Origin of the sequence: Sphingomonas cavernae (genome assembly GCF_003590775.1) — a bacterium.
Lineage (GTDB): Bacteria > Pseudomonadota > Alphaproteobacteria > Sphingomonadales > Sphingomonadaceae > Sphingobium_A > Sphingobium_A cavernae.
Genome location: NZ_QYUM01000004.1, coordinates 652298 through 670821, shown reverse-complemented (window position 1 = coordinate 670821; position 18524 = coordinate 652298). Strand labels below are relative to the sequence as shown.

General features: G+C 64.3%; 12 protein-coding genes. 9 read left to right on the top strand and 3 right to left on the bottom strand.

Annotated elements, in window-relative coordinates:
* Window positions 1–18: 18 nt before the first annotated feature.
* The gene (locus D3876_RS18505; RefSeq protein ID WP_338014347.1) at window positions 19–2403 is read right to left on the bottom strand and encodes a beta-L-arabinofuranosidase domain-containing protein; all 2385 of its coding nucleotides are present in this window, start codon (window positions 2401–2403) and stop codon (window positions 19–21) included.
* Between the two features lie 93 nt (window positions 2404–2496).
* On the opposite strand from D3876_RS18505, the gene D3876_RS18500 reads away from it, so the two are divergent.
* Both D3876_RS18500 and D3876_RS18495 read left to right on the top strand, forming a co-directional pair.
* Window positions 2497–4260, top strand: coding sequence for a DUF885 domain-containing protein (locus D3876_RS18500; protein WP_119765011.1), 1764 nt, complete (start codon window positions 2497–2499; stop codon window positions 4258–4260).
* Window positions 4253–5272 carry an Ldh family oxidoreductase gene (locus D3876_RS18495; RefSeq protein ID WP_119765695.1) on the top strand — a complete coding sequence of 340 codons (1020 nt, stop codon included), beginning with the start codon at window positions 4253–4255 and terminating at the stop codon, window positions 5270–5272. Before D3876_RS18500 ends, D3876_RS18495 begins: the two co-directional genes overlap by 8 nt.
* A 25-nt stretch (window positions 5273–5297) precedes the next feature.
* On the opposite strand, the gene D3876_RS18490 is transcribed toward D3876_RS18495, so the two are convergent.
* Together D3876_RS18490 and D3876_RS18485 are read right to left on the bottom strand one after the other, a co-directional pair.
* On the bottom strand, window positions 5298–6485 hold the full coding sequence (locus tag D3876_RS18490; RefSeq protein ID WP_119765009.1) for a M24 family metallopeptidase: 1188 nt from the start codon (window positions 6483–6485) through the stop codon (window positions 5298–5300).
* Between the two features lie 4 nt (window positions 6486–6489).
* Entirely contained in the window at window positions 6490–7731 is a 1242-nt protein-coding gene (locus D3876_RS18485) for an NAD(P)/FAD-dependent oxidoreductase (protein WP_119765007.1), read from the bottom strand.
* A 77-nt stretch (window positions 7732–7808) separates the two neighbouring features.
* Between D3876_RS18485 and D3876_RS18480 the strand changes: the two genes are divergently transcribed.
* From D3876_RS18480 to D3876_RS18450, 7 genes are all read left to right on the top strand, one after another.
* Window positions 7809–8720, top strand: coding sequence for a dihydrodipicolinate synthase family protein (locus D3876_RS18480; RefSeq protein ID WP_119765005.1), 912 nt, complete (start codon window positions 7809–7811; stop codon window positions 8718–8720).
* A 4-nt stretch (window positions 8721–8724) separates the two neighbouring features.
* The gene (locus tag D3876_RS18475) at window positions 8725–9723 is read left to right on the top strand and encodes a 4-hydroxyproline epimerase (RefSeq protein ID WP_119765693.1); all 999 of its coding nucleotides are present in this window, start codon (window positions 8725–8727) and stop codon (window positions 9721–9723) included.
* A gap of 74 nt (window positions 9724–9797) precedes the next feature.
* Entirely contained in the window at window positions 9798–10451 is a 654-nt protein-coding gene (locus D3876_RS18470; RefSeq protein ID WP_119765003.1) for a GntR family transcriptional regulator, read from the top strand.
* Between the two features lie 10 nt (window positions 10452–10461).
* Window positions 10462–11889 (top strand): amino acid permease, encoded by a 1428-nt coding sequence (locus tag D3876_RS18465; protein WP_119765001.1) that lies wholly within the window; start codon window positions 10462–10464, stop codon window positions 11887–11889.
* A gap of 2 nt (window positions 11890–11891) precedes the next feature.
* Window positions 11892–13604 (top strand): DUF885 domain-containing protein, encoded by a 1713-nt coding sequence (locus tag D3876_RS18460; RefSeq protein WP_119764999.1) that lies wholly within the window; start codon window positions 11892–11894, stop codon window positions 13602–13604.
* Between the two features lie 215 nt (window positions 13605–13819).
* Window positions 13820–16777 carry a TonB-dependent receptor domain-containing protein gene (locus tag D3876_RS18455; RefSeq protein ID WP_119764997.1) on the top strand — a complete coding sequence of 986 codons (2958 nt, stop codon included), beginning with the start codon at window positions 13820–13822 and terminating at the stop codon, window positions 16775–16777.
* Between the two features lie 147 nt (window positions 16778–16924).
* Window positions 16925–18511: a family 43 glycosylhydrolase gene (locus D3876_RS18450; RefSeq protein ID WP_238475444.1), complete on the top strand. Its 1587-nt coding sequence runs from the start codon at window positions 16925–16927 to the stop codon at window positions 18509–18511.
* Window positions 18512–18524: the final 13 nt, after the last annotated feature.

The following is an 18524-nucleotide window of genomic DNA, read 5'->3' as shown; positions in this document are numbered from 1 at the left end:
TGCCGGGGGCCCCGCGTGTCAGGCTTTGGTCGTCTTGGGCGTGAAGATCGTGACGCCGAACACGGGCCCAGCGGTATTGCCGGGCTCGGGCTCGAAGCGGATCTTGACCTGTTTCTTGCCCTTGGTCAGCGCGTCGGGAATCGCATACTCCACGTCGAAGAATTCACCGGGCTTTTCGGCATTAAGCGTTTGTGACGCCACACGCTTGCCATCGACCAGAATGTGGAACAGGCGCTTGCGCTCCTCGCCCCAATAGGTTGCCTGCAGCATCAGCGGGCCGGGCTTCACCTTCATCGTGAACTCGAAGAAGCCCCCCGTCCGCGCATCACGTCCGTTGCGGCCGCGATAGACGACGGGGTAGGAGATGTCCGATGTCAGGGCGTGGTCGCGTTCGGGCTGCATTTCGCCCAGATGCATCACGTCGACCGAACGCGCGGCAAGATCCTTCAGGCGCGCCTGTTCGGCGGCATAGGCGACCTCGGCCTTCGCCCATTCGGCATCGGTGAAGCGGCGGAAATAGACGGCGCTGCGGCGCTCATAGTTTCGATAGAAGGGACCGAAGCTCATGTCGCCCGGACGACCGATACCCTGCGAACGATAGGTTGCCTCGGTCAGCGCCACGGGCTGGAAGCCCGCGACGATGTCGCTGCCCACCAGCGCCGGCGCCGCGGCATCGAAGGGCGTTTCGGCGGCGCCGAGATCGGCGGCGAGCACCATCGGGCCGCGCAACACCGCGACGACGCCGTCATTGCCCGGCGTCGCCTCGAGGCGCAGGTCGAGCGGCAGGTCGAGCGTGACGACATCGCCCGCCTTCCAGCGGCGGCGCACGACGGCATAGCCATTGCCCGTGATCGCGGTCACCGGCTTGCCGTTGACCTGGATCGCCGACTGCTTCGCCCAGCCGGGGATGCGCAGCGCGACCGCGAAACGGCCCGAGCCCTTGAGCGTTGCGACCTTCAGGTCGACGCGGCCTTCATAGGGGTAGCGCGTCTGAATCTCGAAGCTCGCGCGCTGCGCCTTCCACTCGGCGCGCGACGGGATGAAGAGGTTGACGAACAGCGTGTCGTCGCCTTCCCACCAGATGGAATCGCCGTGCTTGGCATGGCTTTCCATGCCCGAGCAGACGCAGCACCAGAAGCTGTCGAAGGGATCGGACCATTCGCGCTTGGTGCCCGACATCAGCGGCATCATGTAGGTGAACATGCCCGTCTTGGGGTTCTGGTGCGCGAGGATGTGGTTCAGGTGTGCGCGCTCATAATAGTCGAACAACGCACCCTCGGGCGCCCAGGCGAACAGGTGCCGCGTGAGCTTGAGCATATTGTAGGTGTTGCAGGATTCGCAGGTCTGCTCGGTGATGTGGTCGGCGATCCGGTCGGGGCCGAAGAAATATTCGCGGTCGGCATTGCCGCCGATCACATAGCTGTGATGGCCCGTCACGCGCTCCCAGAAGAAACGCGCGGCGATCGCGCGCTCGGGATTGCCCGTCAGTTCGTAAAGGCGCGCCAGACCAATCAGCTTGGGTACCTGGGTGTTGGCGTGGATGTTGGCGAGCTCGTCGCGCTTCGCCACCATCGGGTCGAGCACCTTGTGGTGATAGAGCCGCTCGCTGAGCGCCAGCCAGCGCTTGTCATTGGTGCGCGCATAGAGCTCGGCGAAGCTTTCGTTGATCCCGCCATGTTCGCAATCGAGCACGGTCTGGGTCTGCGCGTCATCGAGCGCGGCGAAGACCTTTTCGACATAGCCGCCCAGCGCGACCGCGATCGGCACGGCCTTGCGGTTGCCCGTCAGCGCCTGCGCGTCCATCAGGCCCGCGAAGAGCTTGTGCCAGTTGTAGAAGGGCACCCAGCAGCCATTGAGATCGAAGCCCGCCGAGCGGATCTCGCCGCGCATGATCTCGGGGAAGATCTCCTTGCCGTCGACGACGGTGCCATCCTTGCGCTTGCGCATGAAGCCCGCGACATAGCCGTCGCCATGCGCCGTCTGGCAGCGCGCCAGCTCGTCGATGATGTAGTCGATGCGCTGCCTGGACTCGGCGTCACCGGTCTGCGCATGGAGCAGCGCGAGTGCGCTCAGATAATGACCCAGCGCCTCGCCCGCGATCGTGTCGCTTTCCCAGCCGCCATAGATCGCGCCCTTGGTCTGGAGCCCCGCGAACTTGTGATAATTGTGCAGCAGCCGATCGGGTTCGAGCGACATCAGGTAGCCGCGATTGGCTTCGACTGCGTCGAGGAAGTGCGAGGGCAGCAGGCGGATATCACCCAGCGGCAATGCCTTGGCCTTGGCGGGCAGGGCGGTTGCAGTGGTAGCGGCGCGCGCTACAGCGGGCGTGCTTGCGATCATTGCGCTGATGGCCACGCCGTAGAGCATTTCGCGGCGGCTCGCGCAGGGCCCATGCTGGGTCATTCTCGTCCCTCCCTCAAGACATTTGTCGGACAGTTGCATGAGCAAGTTATACGGTATACGATTGCTTTGGCAACAGGCTGGAGAAGGGCAATTATGAAGTTCCGCACGCGCGCCATGATAACCGCAGCATTGATCGGGGCGGCAGCCGCGTTTTCGGGAACCGCGAGTGCCGCGGAAGCCGGTGGCGCGCAGTTCAAGGCGCTTTATACCGCTGAATGGAGCTGGCGGAAGCAGCAGTTCGCGGACGATGAGGATAGCGGGCGCGAGATCAGCGCGCACCTGCCCGATGTCAGCCTTGCTGCGCAGCAAAAGCGGCTCGCCTATTGGCAGGATGTGCAGCGCGAGCTGGCAGCGATCGATGCGGCCGGGCTCTCGCCTGAGGATCAGGTCAATTATCAGATCTACAAATATCAGATCGATTCGCTCGTCGCGGAGCAGCAGTTCCGCGAATATGAGCGCCCGCTCAATTCGGACACCAGCTTCTGGGGCAACGTTGCGGGCACCGCGCAGCGCAGCTTCCTGAAGGAAGCCGATTACCGCAACTATGTCTCGCAGCTTTCCGAACTGCCGCGCTATTTCACGCAGAATATCGAGAATATGCGCGCTGGCCTGAAGCGCGGGTTCACCCCGCCGCAGATAACGCTGCAGGGCCGCGACGCGACGGTGGATTCAGTGCTGAAGCCCGGCGCGACCGAAGACAATCCCTTCTACGCGCCCTTCAAAAAGATGCCCGCGAGCATCCCGGCAGCCACCCAGGCCGAACTGCGCGCGGCGGGGCTTGCGGCGCTGCGCGATCATGTGATCCCCGCGCACCAGACGCTGATCACCTTCCTGCGCAAGGAATATATCCCCGGCGCACAAAAGTCGCTCGCCGCCTGGGACCTGCCCGATGGCAAGGCCTATTACCAGTCGCGCATCCGCGAGTTCACCACGCTCGACCTTAGCCCGGCCGAGATCCATCAGATCGGTCTCAACGAGGTCGCCAAGATCCGCGCAGAGATGCTCGAAGTGATGCAGGAGACGAACTTCAAGGGCGATCTGCCCGCCTTCCTGACCTTTCTGCGGACCGATCCGCAATTCTATGCCAAGACGCCGCAGGAACTGCTGATGCGCGCGGCGTATATCGCCAAGCAGTTCGACGGGAAGGTCGCTGACTGGTTCGGACGGCTTCCGCGCCAGCGCTTCGCGATCAAGCCCGTGCCTGACGATATCGCGCCCTACTACACGGGCGGCCGCGGCGGTCCGGGCATCTACCTCGTCAACACCTGGAACCTGCCTGCGCGTCCGCTTTATTCACTGGCGGCGCTGACGTTGCACGAATCCGCGCCGGGCCATGCCTTCCAGATGCCGCTTGCCGGCGAGAACAAGGATCAGCCCGAATTTCGGCAGCAGACCTATATCTCGGCCTTTGGCGAGGGCTGGGCGCTCTATGCCGAGAAGCTGGGTGTCGAGATGGGCATGTACGAGACACCCTATGACCGTTTCGGCATGCTGAGCTATCAAATGTGGCGCGCGACGCGGCTTGTGGTCGACACGGGCGTCCACACCATGGGCTGGACGCGCGAACAGGCGCAGCAATATATGCTCGACAACACCGCATTGGCGAAGCACGAGATCACCACCGAGGTCGATCGCTACATCGCCTGGCCGGGGCAGGCGCTGTCCTATTATCTGGGCGAGCTTGCGATCATCGAAGCGCGCGCCAAGGCTGAGAAGGCGCTCGGCGCCAGGTTCGACATCCGCGCCTTCCACGACACCGTGCTCCAGCTAGGTTCGGTACCGCTGCCGGTGCTTCACGCGCGCGTCGATCGCTTCATCGCAGAGGGCGGCAAGGGGCCGTATCCCGATGATGAGTGACGCTTTCGTGCGCATGTCGCTGGATGAAGCGCGCGACTTCGCGCGCGCCGTTCTGGCACGACACGGCCTGAAGGCGCCGCATGTCGATGCCGTGGCCGAGACGATGGTCGCGGGTGAACGCGATGGCTGCGCTTCGCACGGCCTCTATCGATTGCTCGTCTGCGTCCATACGCTCAAGGCGGGCAAGGTCGTGCCCGATGCCGAGCCCAGCATGGCGGATGCGGCGGCGGCGCTGGTGCGCGTCGACGCCAAAGGCGGCTATGCGCAGGCCGCGTTCGAGCTTGGCCTGCCGCGTCTGGTCTCAAGGGCGCGGCGGCTGGGTATCGCGGCGATGGCGATCAACAATTGCGTCCATTTCTCGGCGCTCTGGCCCGAGATCGAGGCGGTGACTGCGCATGGGCTGGTTGCGCTTGCCTTCACGCCGAGTCATGCCTGGGTTGCGCCGGCAGGCGGTATCAAGCCGCTTTTCGGCACCAACCCGATCGCCTTTGGTTGGCCGCGGCCGGGCGAACATCCCTTCGTATTCGACTTCGCGACCACCGCTGTCGCGCGCGGTGAGATCGAGTTGCATCGTCGCGCGGGCAAGTCGATCCCCGAAGGCTGGGGAATCGACGCTGAAGGCAATGCCACCACCGACGCCGAGGCGGCGTTGGCGGGCGCGATGCTGACCTTTGGCGGGCACAAGGGATCGGCGCTCTCGGCGATGGTCGAGCTGCTCGCGGGGCCGCTGATTGGCGATATGACCAGCGCCGAATCGCTGGCGCATGACGACGGCGCCAAAGCCTCGCCCTTTGGCGGCGAACTGGTGATCGGGATCGATCCGGCTGGATTCCTTGGCGCTGCCGCGGCCGAGCATATGCAACGCGCCGAGGCATTGTTCGATGGGATGACAGGGCAGGGCGCGCGCCTGCCCTCGCAGCGCCGCTTCGAGGCGCGGGCGAGGAGCCTGGTCGAAGGAGTCCAGATTCCCCGTGCGCTCTACGAGGATCTGGAGAGATTGCTGGACGCCTGAATTCTCCCCGTTTCCGGGGAGGATCTTATAGGGCGTCGATCGCCGGCTGCGGCGGGGTGAACCATTCCGCGCCGTTTTCGGTCACGTAGAAATGATCTTCCAGGCGGATGCCGAACTTTTCCGGCACCACGATCATCGGCTCGTTGGAAAAGCACATGCCCGGCGCCAGTGGCGTCCTGTCGCCGCGCACCAGATAGGCGGGCTCGTGGATCGAAAGGCCGATGCCGTGCCCCGTGCGGTGCGGAATGCCGGGCAGTTTGTAATCGGGGCCAAGCCCCGCACGCGTGACGAGATCACGCGCTGCAGCGTCGACCGCCTCGCACGGCAGGCCCGGACGCACAGCCTCAAACGCCGCCGCTTGCGCAGCATGCTCCAGATCCCAGATGCGGCGCTGCTCGTCGGTCGCTGTTCCGAAGACATATGTGCGCGTGATATCGGAATGGTAACCCTGCACAGTGCAGCCGGTGTCGATCAGCACGAGGTCGTTTTCGGCCAGCGCCTGCTCGCCGGGAATACCATGCGGATAGGCGGTAGCGTGGCCGAACTGGACGATGCAGAAGCTGCTGCCCGCCGCACCCAGCCTGCGATGCGCCTGATCGATGAAGCGACGCACCTCAGTGGTGGTAATGCCGGGCGCGAGGATGCGCGCGGTGGCCTTGTGTACCGCGAGCGTCATCGCCTTGGCCTGCTTCATCAGCGCGAGCTCGGCAGGCGACTTGCACATGCGACAGCCGTCGATGACCGGGCTCGCATCGACGAGCGTGACGCCGCGCGCGGTATCGCCTAGCCGCTTGACCTTGTCGAACGCCATCGCCGGATCGACCGCGAGCATCGTGGCGCCCAGCGCCGACAGCGCATCGGCGACAAGCGCATAAGGACTTTCATGCTCCTCCCACAGCCGGAATTCGGCGTCGATCACGGTTTCCGCAGAGAGCGAGCCGAGCTCGAAGGCGGGGCAGATCATCACAGGATCGCCAGTGACGGGGATGAGAAGCGCGACAAGCCGCTCGCTTGCGCCCCAGCTCACGCCCGCGAAATAGTTGAGGCTGGCGCCCGCGCCGACGATCAGCGCGTCGGCACCCGCATCGCGCGTCAGCCTGCGCGCGCGTTCGATCCGCGCGAGCCGTTCATCGAGCGTAATCGAGGGCGCGGCGTTGGCGAGGGGCAGTAGCGTTGCGAGCTCGGCCTCGACGTTGGATCCTCCGATGGTCATGGCATCATCTTCCTTTGGCGAAACGTTCGATATCATAGGGCGCGAGAGCGACCGGCGCCGCGGTGTTGGTTGCGAGCGCGCCTATGATCTGTGCGGTAATAGGCGCAAGCGTCAGGCCCAGATGCTGGTGTCCGAACGCGTATATCAGGTTGCTTGCGCGCTCGCTGCGTCCGATCGCGGGCAGATAGTCGGGCAGGGTAGGGCGGGCGCCCATCCATTTCACCGCATCGCTGCCGATTGGTAAGCCAAGCGCGTCGATATGCGCACGCAGGCGCTTCCATTTGCGCGGATCCGGGGGGCTGTCGATGTCACCGAGCTCTACGAAGCTCGCCGCACGCAGACCGTTGTCAAAGCGCGTGACGATCATCGATCGGTCCTCGAACACGACAGGAGGCAATTCGGGCCAGTCGGCGGACGGAGCGTGGAGATGATAGCCACGCTCGGCAATGATCGGCGCATGCGTGCCGATGGAACGCATCAGCTCGCCCGAGCGAGCACCCGCTGCAACCACCATGACATCGGCGTCCAGCCGTTCGTCGCCTTCCAATATGGCCCGCGCCGAGCCATCCTCGATGGTCAGTGCGGAAACGCGCGCATGGCGAATCTCGCCCCTGGCCGCCTGCAGCGCCTGCGACAGCGTGTCGGCCAGCTTGCTGAGATCGGCGACCTGTCCTGTATTTTCAAAGCGGATCCCGCCCGCCGGTCGACGTGCGAGCAAAGTCTCGAACTGCGCGCGCTCGTCCTCGTCGATCGGCCGGAAGCGCGCGGTGCCGATATCGGCGCTTCCCCATGCCTTGAGCCCCGCCGCTGCGCTCGCTTCGCTTTCCCAGAGCACGAAATGGCCGGTTTCCTTGAGCAGCGCGCTTTCGCCGAGCATCGCGACGAGACCGCGCCATGCTGGCATGGTCCGCGCCAACAGACTGTCGAGCGCGGCGCGCCCCGCCTCAAACCGGCCTGCCGCGCGGACCATGCCCTTTGCGAAGGGAAGCCAGCGCGGGGCGTCGCGAATCGGCAGCGCGAGTGCTCCGCCTGCGGAAAACAGTCTGCGCGGTGCCGAACGGATCATCGACCATGAAGCCAGAGGCTCGACCTGCTCGATGGCGACATGCCCCGCATTGCCCCATGAAGCGGCGCGGCCCTCGCGGTCGGCCTCGATCACCGTCACGCGAAAGCCGCGGTCTTGCAGGGCCAGAGCGCTGCAGAGCCCCACTATCCCACCGCCAATGACCACCGCCGTTTTTGACATTGCACTCTTCCATTGCATCGTTGTTGCCAGTATCGTATACCGTATAACGTTCAAGACAAGAGCTAGGGAAACAACGGATGAAAATCGAGTGGCAGGGCGTATTTCCGGCTGCAACCACGCAATTCAAGGAAGATCTGTCGATCGACGTCGCCGAATCGCAGCGAGTGGTCGACGATCTCATCAAGGACGGTGTTGACGGAATCATCGCGATGGGCACCGTGGGCGAGAACAACTCGCTGCTGCCCGAGGAGAAGCGCACGCTGCTGAAGGCGATTTGCGAGGTGGTGGCGGGCCGCGTGCCTGTGATCACGGGCGTGTCCGAATATGACGGCACGCGCGCCAGCGAGTATGCGCGCGATGCGGAAGCCGCGGGCGCAGATGGCCTGATGCTGCTGCCCGCAATGGTCTATGTTCCGACCGAGGCCGAGCTGGTTCATCATTTCCGCACCGTCGCTGCGGCCACCAGCCTGCCGATCATGCTGTACAACAATCCGCCCGCCTACCGCGTGAACATCACCGTCGATGTGCTGAATGCGATCAGCGATGTCGAGAACATCGTCGCGGTCAAGGAATCGGCGCCCGATCCGCGTCGCTTCACCGATCTGATCAACGCGCTGGGCGATCGCTACGCGCTGTTTGCGGGGCTTGACGACGTGGCGCTCGAAGGGCTGCTGCTCGGCGCGCGTGGCTGGGTCTCGGGCCTGACGAACGCCTTCCCGCAGGAATCGGTGCAGCTCGTGGCGGCCATGAAGCGCGGTGATCTCGAGACGGCGCGCGCCATTTATCGCTGGTTCATGCCCTTGCTTCACCTCGATGCCGAGCATGACCTCGTCCAGTCGATCAAGCTCGCCGAGCAGATCATGGGCCGCGGTTCGGAGCGTGTTCGTCTCCCGCGCCTGCCGCTTGCGGGTGCGCGTCGCGCCGACGTTACCCGCATGGTCGAGCAGGCTGCGGCGACGCGTCCGACCCTTGTGGCGGCGGCTGCCTGAGCCGATGCGGCACACCTTCTTCTGCGTCGATGGTCACACGGCGGGCAATCCCGTCCGCCTTGTGGCGGGCGGAGCGCCGCTGCTGCACGGCGCATCCATGTCCGAGCGGCGCCAGGATTTCCTGGCCCGCTTCGACTGGATCCGCACCGGGCTCTGCTTCGAGCCGCGCGGGCACGACATGATGTCGGGCGGTTTTCTCTATCCGCCGACGCAGGAGGATGCCGATGTCGGTATCCTGTTCATCGAGACGAGCGGATGCCTGCCGATGTGCGGGCACGGAACGATCGGTATCGTCACCTTCGGCCTCGAAAACGGGCTGATCCAGCCGCGCGAACCCGGAAAGCTGCGCTGCGAAGTGCCCGCGGGTGTGATCGATATCGCGTATCGTACCGAAGGCAAGCGCGTCACCGCTGTGAAGATCACCAACGTGCCCGGCTATCTGGCCGCGCGCGACATCACGATCGATGTACCTGATTTCGGGCCGCTGACGCTTGACGTTTCCTATGGCGGCAATTTCTACGCGATCATCGAGCCGCAGGGCCCATATAAGGGGCTGGACGATCTTGGCGCGGCCCGGATCGTCGAACTGAGCGGCAAGGTCCGCCAGCTCGTCCGCGAAAAATTCGAGCCGGTGCATCCGCTCGATCCCACCATTCGCGGCGTCAGCCATGTGCTTTGGGCCGACCTGCCCAAGGGCGAAGGTGCCGATGCGCGCAACGCGGTCTTCTATGGCGATCGCGCGATCGACCGTTCACCCTGCGGCACCGGCACGTCGGCGCGCATGGCGCAGTTGACCGCGCGCGGACGGCTCAAGCCCGGCGACCGCTTCGTCCATGAAAGCTATATCGGCAGCCGCTTTATCGGCAGGGTCGAGGCGGCAACCGAGATCGGCGGCCAGGCGGCGATCATCCCCTCGGTGGAGGGCTCGGCGATCGCCACGGGCTTCAACACGATCTGGATCGACCGCGAGGACGCGTTCTGGAACGGGTTTCAGGTGGTTTAAGGAAGAGATTTGTTGCCACGCCCGCCAAGCTCGTCGATCACGGCACCCCTATCCATCATTGAAACGGGGATCCGATGGACCTGATCGTACGCAATCTTTCCGAACAGATTTTCGAGCTCGTGCGCGACCGGATCGTGTCGGGATCGGTTCCGGTGAGTGTCGCCATCCGGCAGGATGCGCTGGCAAACGAACTGGGCGTAAGCAAGATACCGCTGCGCGAGGCGCTGGCGCGGCTCGAGCAGGAGGGGCTGCTTGTGTCGCAGCCCAATCGCGGCTTCTTCGTACGGCCGCTGAGCGGCGAGGAGGCCGAGGAGGTTTATGCGCTGCGCCTCAAGATCGAGCCCGAAATCGTGGCCGCAGCGGCGGCGCGCGCAGGCGATGCCGATCGTGAATATGCGCGGCTTGCGCTCGATGCGCTCGATCGCGCGATAGACAAGAGCACTGATGATGTCGGCCGGTTGAACCGCGCCTTTCACCTCGCGCTTGTGCGTCCCGCGCGACAGCCGCTGACCTTCCAGATCGTCGAGCGGCTGCACATCATGGCGGAGCGTTATGTGCGCAAGCATCTGGAACCAATGGGACGCGACACGCGCGCCAATGAAGAGCACGAGCTGATGCTCGCCGCATGGATGGCGGGGGACTCCGCGCGCGTCGGCGAGCTGACCGAGCAGCATATCGGCGGCACGCTGAACGATCTTCGCAAGCAATTCAAACAAGACGATAAATAGGGAGTCGACTATGGGGTTTTGGGGGCCGCGCAAGCCGTTTGAGAGCGTCACCGTCCACGAAGAGGGACGTCGCCTCGCCAAGACCCTGAGTTGGCCGCATCTGATCGCGCTCGGCGTGGGTGCCATTGTCGGCACCGGCATCTATACGCTGACCGGTGTTGGCGCCGACCGTGCGGGGCCAGCGGTGATCCTTGCCTTTGCGATTGCTGGCGCAGTCTGTGCGTGTGCGGCGCTGGCCTATGCCGAAATGGCTACGCTGATGCCCACCGCGGGCGGTGCCTACACCTATAGCTACGCCGTGCTGGGCGAGACTCTTGCCTGGGTGGTTGGCTGGAGCCTGATCCTCGAATATTCACTCGCCTGCAGCACGGTTGCGGTCGGCTGGGGCGCCTATCTGGTCGGTTGGCTTCACTCGGCGGGCATAACGCTGCCACCCGAGATAATCGGCGGACCCCATGCAGGTGGTTTCGTCAATCTGCCCGCGGTCCTCGTCGCGCTCACCGTCGCGGGTGCGTTGATCGTCGGCACGCGCGAGAGCGCGACCTTCAACATCGTCCTGGTAATCATCAAGCTGACTGCGCTCGCCGCCTTTGCCGCAATCGCGCTGCCCGCCTTCGACAGCGCCAACATGACGCCCTTCATGCCCTACGGCTTTCTCAGCCATGTCGAGGGTGGCGAGACACGCGGCGTGATGGCCGCGGCCGCCATCGTATTCTTCGCCTTTTACGGCTTCGACGCGGTCGCGACCTCGGCCGAAGAAGCCAAGAATCCGGGACGCGACCTCACCATCGGCATCATCGGTTCGATGGCTGTGTGCACGCTGATCTATATGGCCGTGGCCGTAAGCGCGGTTGGCGCGGTCAACCATGTCGCGGTCGCCCAATCCTCCGAACCGCTCGCCTTCATCCTTCGCACTTTGGGCCATCCTGCAATGGCTTGGGTGGTGGCGCTCGCGGCGCTGATCGCGCTGCCCTCGGTGATCCTCGTCATGATGTACGGTCAGAGCCGCATCTTTTTCGTGATGGCGCGTGATGGCTTGCTGCCACGCTGGCTCAGCGCGGTTTCGCCGCGCACCGGAACGCCGGTGCGCATCACCGCGATCACGGGCGTGTTCGTGGCCGCGGTCGCGGGCTTTTTCCGCCTCGACGAGATCGCCGAGCTCGCCAATGCGGGCACGCTGCTTGCCTTCATCGCGACCGCCGGATCGATGATGCTGCTGCGTCGTAGCCGGCCCGATCTGAAGCGCGTTTTCAGTTGCCCCAAACCGATGCTCGTCGGTGCGCTGGCCATCGCTGGTTGCCTCTATTTGCTCTTCAGTCTGCCCTCGCTCACCATCGGGCGCTTCCTGCTCTGGAACGTGATCGGGCTCGCCATCTATTTCGCCTATGGCCGGCTGCGCAGCCGGACGCAGGTTGCAGCAGCGCCCGAAGCGATCTGACGGTGCGAACTGCAACGCTTGCGCTCGCGCTTGCCGCGGGTCTCATCCACGCGCCTGCGCTGGCGGACACGCTCGATGCTGTCGTCAAAGATTATGAGGCGCTTGCCAATCCCGCCGAGGCTGAGACCGGTTGGCCCGATATCAGCCCCAGGGCAGTGAAGGCACGCAACGCGGCATATCGCGCTCTGGAGAAGAGGCTGGCCGGGCTCGACGGGCAAGCCCTCACGCCCGAACAGGCGCTGACCCGGACGCTGCTCGACTGGCGGCTGGACATTATGATCGAGGGCGCGCGCTTCGATGAGGAGCGCATTCCGTTCGACGCCGGCGATGGCTTCTTCAACGCTGCGAATTATGCCGCGGGCAATACCGTGGTCCGCACCGAAGCCGATGCCCGCGCGTGGATCGCGCGCCTGGGCGAGCTTCCCGGCTGGTACGATGCGCAGATCGCCAATATGCGCCGCGGAATCGCGACCGGTTTCACTCAGCCGCGACCGACTGCCGAGGGCGTGCTCGCCATCCTGAAGATGGCGGTTGCGCAACCGATCGACGAAAGCCCGTTGCTCAAGCCGCTGGCCGCGATGCCGCCCGGCATTCCGGCCGATCGACGCGCGGCGCTGATCGCCGAGGGCCGTGCCGTCGTCGCGCAAGCCGTGAAACCCGCGCAAGGGACTCTGCTCGTCTTTTTCGAGCGCGAGTATCTTCCGGCGGCGCGCAATACGCTCGGCGCATCGGGCTTGCCCGGCGGCAAGGCCTATTATGCCTATACGGCGCGACGCTCGACCACGACCGACATGACCCCCGACCAGATCTTTGCGCTCGGCGAAGCCGAGGTGAAGCGCATCCGCGCGGAGATGGAAACCGCGATGCGCGCGACGGGCTTCACCGGCAGCTTTGCTGAATTCCTCGCCTATGTACGCAGCGATCCAAAATTCTACGCGCCCGATCTCAAGACCTATATCGAAAAGGCCGCGGCGATCGGGAAGCGGCTCGATTATGCGCTGCCGCGCTGGTTCGGGAAGCTGCCGCGGCTTCCCTGGGGCATCTATGTGAAGCCGCCCGAGATGGAGGCGTCGTCGGGCGCCTATTATCTGGGCGATCCGGAAAAGGGTGTAGCGGGTGCCGTTGCGGTCGGAAGGGCTTCGTACCGCGATCCGCTATTCGGCCTGACGGCCTGGATGATGCATGAAGGTGTGCCAGGCCACCATCTCCAGATCGCTCTGGGCCAGGAGCGGCAGGACTTGCCGGCCTTTCGCCGTCGCGACGACATCACGGCCTTTGTCGAAGGCTGGGCGCTCTATTCGGAAAAGCTGGGCGTGGAGATGGGGATGTACGAGACACCCTATGACGATTTCGGGCGCCTGTCGTTCGAGATGTGGCGCGCCTGCCGATTGGTGATGGACGTCGGCATCCACTGGAAAGGCTGGAGTGCCGACGCGGCGGAGCGATGCCTGCGCGAAAACACGGCACTCCCCGAGAGCGTCGCTAAAGGTGAGACGCAGCGCTACATCGGGTGGCCGGCGCAGGCGCTCGCGTACAAGGTCGGCGAAGTTCGCTTCACAGCGCTACGCCGTCGCGCGCAGGCGGCGCTGGGTGAAGGCTTCGATAATCGCGCCTTTCACGATCTGCTGATCGCGGATGGTCCCATGCCGCTTTCGATCGTCGAGCACCGCGTCGATGCCTGGCTGGCGGACGGGCGCGCAAGCCCGGCCGGCTGACACGATCGGCGATTCTTCGCCCCGCAGGCGTTTTCTCGGACATGATTCGGTGACCGGTGCGACGCGCGGCGTCCGTCGCTGTCCCAAGGGGCGCAGAATATCAGGTTTTTCATTCGTATATCATAAAATCGTATAAAATATTTGACATCTATTTGTCAGACATGTTTCATCCTGTCGGGTCGACAACGGCCGCAAGAAAGACAGGGAGGTCTTCGATGATCAGAATCCACCGCAGCGGCCTGGGGAGCAGCGCCGCCGCAATCGCCATTGCATTGCTCGCGCCACCGGCATTCGCGCAGGACGCCGCGCCCGCCGAGGACGCGGCGGCGTCGGAAGGCGACGCCATCGTCGTCACCGGAACGCGCATCCGCCGTCCCAATCTGGAGAGCAACAGCCCGATCACCGTCGTGAGCGACGCCGAGTTCCGCTACCAGGGCGCGACCACGGTCGAGAGCGTGCTCAACAAGCTCCCGCAATTCACCCCCGACGCCAACGAGAACGTCTCCAACGGCTCGGACGGCACTGCCAACATCAACCTGCGCGACCTCGGTTCGAACCGCGTGCTCGTGCTGATCGACGGTCAGCGCATGCTGCCGACCCAGGCGATCGACGTGAACTTCGTGCCGTCTTCGCTGGTCGAGCGCGTCGATGTCGTGACGGGCGGCGCGTCGGCGGTCTACGGCTCCGACGCTATCTCGGGCGTCGTCAACTTCATCCTGCGCAAGAATCTGGAGGGCGTCCGCGCCGATGCGCAGTTCAGCTTTTACCAGCACAACAACGACAACAAGTCGCTGCGCGATCTGGTCCGCAGCAATGGCTATCAGACGGCGCCGAGCTCAGTGACCGATGGCGAGAAGTTCGACGTGAACTTCGCGGCGGGCACCAACTTCGCAGACGATCGTGGCAACATCACCGTCTATGGCGGCTATCGCCGCGTCAACCCGATCCTCCAGGGATCGCGCGACTATTCGGCTTGCGCGCTGGATCCCAATGCGGACAGGACCGGCTTCGTCTGCGGCGGTTCGAGCAACAACGAATATGGCCTGTTCACGGTGCTGGCCGATCCGACCACGGGCGCGCCGGTGACCTATAACAACACCAAGGACGGCGCGAAGACCTGGGTGCCCTACAACAGCTCGTTCCGCTACAACTACGCGCCGACCAACTATATGCAGCGTTCGGACCGCCGCTATACCGCGGGGGCCTTCGCGCACTACGAGCTGTCCAAGGCAGCGGAGCTGTACGGCAGCTTCATGTTCATGGACGATCACACCTTCTCCCAGGCGGCGCCCTCGGCGCTCTTCCAGGGTCAGGTCTATTCGATCAACTGCGACAATCCCTTCATGAGCGCGCAGCAGGCGGGTCTGCTCTGTGGGGCTGCAGCCGGCACCGACACGAGCCGCGACACCTTTATCGGCTATCGCATGACCGGTGATGGCAGCGCGCCGCGACGCGACGACCTGCGCCACACCGACTACCGTTTCCAGGGCGGCGTCCGCGGTGAGATCGCGCCGGGGATCAGCTATGATGTTGGCGCGCTGCGCTCGATCATGATCTTCAACGAGAACTATCAGAACGACATTTCGCCGGCCAAGGCGAAGAACGCGCTCCAGGTGGTTAACGTCAACGGCGTCGCAACCTGCAAATCGGTGATTGATGGCACCGATCCCGACTGCGTCCCGATGGACGTCTTCGGCTTTGGCAATATCGATCCCGCGGTCTACGACTATATCTACGCGCCCACCTTCACGCGAGGCGAGCAGAAGCTGACCGTGCTGAGCGCGAACGTGAGCGGCGAGCTGAGCGCCTATGGTGTCCAGAGTCCCTGGGCGTTGCAGGCGGTGGGCTTCGCAATCGGCGTCGAGCAGCGCATCGAAACGCTCGACTTCCGGGCCGACGAGCTGGCGCAGCAAAAGGGCACGCTCGAATCCAAGGGCAAGATCAAGGTCCGCGAGATCTACGGCGAACTCGAGCTGCCGATCCTGTCCGATATGCCGTTCGCGCATTCGCTCAGCATCAATGCGGGCCTGCGTTATTCGGACTATACCAATGACAGCCTCGACGGCACCGTGACGAGCTATGGCGCGACCACGTACAAGGCCGAACTCGATTATGCGCCGTCGCGCGACGTCCGCTTCCGGGCAAGCTATAACCACGCGATCCGCGCGCCAAACGTCAGCGAGCTGTTCGCGTCGCGCGGGCTTGGCAACGTCCAGGGGCAGGATCCTTGCTCGGGCCCGACCCCGACCGCCTCGTTCGATCGCTGTGCGCTTACCGGCGTCACCCAGGCGCAGTACGGTCGCATTCCCGAATGCCCGGCCGAAACCTGCGTGACGCAGGGCGGCGGCAACCCGCTGCTCAAGCCCGAGGAAGCCGACACCTATACCGCGGGTGTGATCCTGACGCCGCGGGCGATCCCGAACCTGTCGTTCTCGCTCGATTACTACAACATCAAGGTGAACAACTATATCGGCACGGTCGATCCGTTCCTGACGATCAACCAGTGTGTCCAGACGGGCAATCCGTTCTTCTGCGACCTGTTCCACCGCGATCCGACTACGGGCGTCATCTTCGGCACCGACGGCTATATCGTCGCGACCACGCTCAACACCGGCTATCTCAAGACCTCGGGCGTCGACGTGAACGCGAGCTATGCCTTCGATCTCGACACGCTAGGGTTGAACGAAGGCGGCAAGCTCAACTTCGAGCTCGTCGGCACCTGGCTCGACAAGCATGTGGTCCAGCCGCTTCCGGGGCTCGGCACCTATGATTGCGCGGGCCTGTTCGGCCCCACCTGCGGCCAGCCGACGCCGACCTGGCGCCACCAGTTCCGCACGACGTGGCAGATGCCCTGGTCGAACGCGTCGCTGTCGCTCAATTGGCGCTATTTCGGCTCGACCAAGCTCTCCAGCAACACCGACAACGAGTATCTGGCGGGTACGCCGTTCGTCATCAACAGCAAGATCGGTGCGTACAGCTACTTCGATCTGGCCGCGACGGTGGACGTGATCGAGAACTTCACGCTGCGCGCCGGCGTCAACAACATCTTCGACAAAGATCCGCCGGCGATTGCACAGGGGCTGCTCAGCTCCTTTGGCAACGGCAACACCTATCCGGGCGTCTACGACCCGCTGGGCCGGATGATCTTCGTCGGCCTGACGGCAAAGTTCTGAGCCTCTCCCTGTGCCGGTGCGTCCTTGGGCGCACCGGCAGCGTTTTGCCGATTTTATTCGGGAAGGGGGGCGCTTGACCTTCAATGGCGAAAGCCGTCAGGCGATCATCCGGTCCGTGCCCGGATGATCCGGCACGGATTGAGAGAGTTGGCTTCGGGTGTTGCCGTGCTGGCGCTCGCGACGCCCGTCGTGGGGACAGCGCAGGCTTCGCACGGCAACGCGATCGTTGCGCCCGCCAACCCCGTCCTGTCCGACGGCAGCTATTATTCGACTGACCCGGCACCACTGGTGCTCGACGACACGCTCTACATCCTCGCCGGCCGCGACGAGGCCCCGGTCGATGTCAACGATTTCATCATGAACGAGTGGCAGTTGCTTGCCACACGAGATCCAGCTTCGGCCCGCTGGGTGCACTATCCCGCGATCGCACGGCCCGAAAACGTCTTCGCCTGGGCCGAACCGGGACGCGCCTATGCGGGGCAGATGATCAGGGGTGGCGACGGCCGCATTTATTTTTATGCACCGGTGCTCGAGGCCAAAAGCGACGCCCGCGACCGCTTCGCGATCGGTGTCGCGGTGGCGGACGACCCGCGCGGGCCGTGGAGGGATGCGCATCCGTCGGGCCCGATCGTCTCGCAAAAGCTGCCCGTTCCCAACACCATCCAGAATATCGATCCGACGGTGCTCGTTGACGACGACGGTCGCGTCTATCTCTATTGGGGTACTTTCGGTCGGCTCAGGGGCGTCGAGCTCGCATCCGACATGATCACGCCCAAGGGCAGCGTCATCTCGGTCGAAAGCCTCGACGGCTTCTTCGAGGCGCCCTGGTTCATGAAGCGCAAGGGCGTCTATTACATGCTTTACGCCGGCAACCGGGCCGGGCCGGATTCGGACTGCACCCCGACGCTCTATCACGCGTGCATCGCCTATGGCACCGCGCCGTCGCCGCTCGGTCCCTGGACCTATCGTGGCGTGATCCTCGACCCGGTATCCTCGACGACCTCACATGCAGGCGCGGTCGAATATAAAGGCCAATGGTATCTTGCCTACCATAATGCGGACGCGCGGGGTGGCGGACATTTCCGTCGCAGCGTCGCGATCGACCGTCTGGAATGGGATGACAGCGTCACGCCCGCGCGCATCCGCAAGCTTCTCCCGACGCGCGCGCCCGTTCCTGCGCCGGGGCCGCAGCGCAATGTCGCACCGATGGGGTCCGCCTTCGCCTCCAACATGCCGGTACCGGTGCAATATTGGATCAAGTCGCTCAACGACGGCATCGTTCGGGCCAATCCGCTGCCTCCGGACATGTGGGGAAGCTGGAGCCGGACAACCGCCAATCCGCCCCGGCAATGGATCGAATATCGTTGGGACAAGCCTGTGACGCTGAATGGTTCGCGGATCCATTTCTGGAGCGACCATCCCACCGGATCGGGCGAAGGTGTGGCGCCGCCCGCGCGCTGGCGGATCCTTTATTGGGCAGACGGCCGCTGGAAGCCCGTTCCGCGCGCAAGCGCTTATGGCACGATCCCCGGCAAATTCGCGGAAACCCGTTTCGGCCCGGTCACCACGCGGTGCATTCGCGCGGTCTTCGACGCCTCTTCCGCAAATGGCCGCCATGCGGCCGTCGCGGTGCAGGAGTGGGAGGTTCTGGCACCTCGCGCCACCGCGATCGTCCGCGGATCGGTGCGCGACGCGGCCGCCGCGTGCGACGACCCGAAAACGGAACACCAATGACGATCCCCTTCTT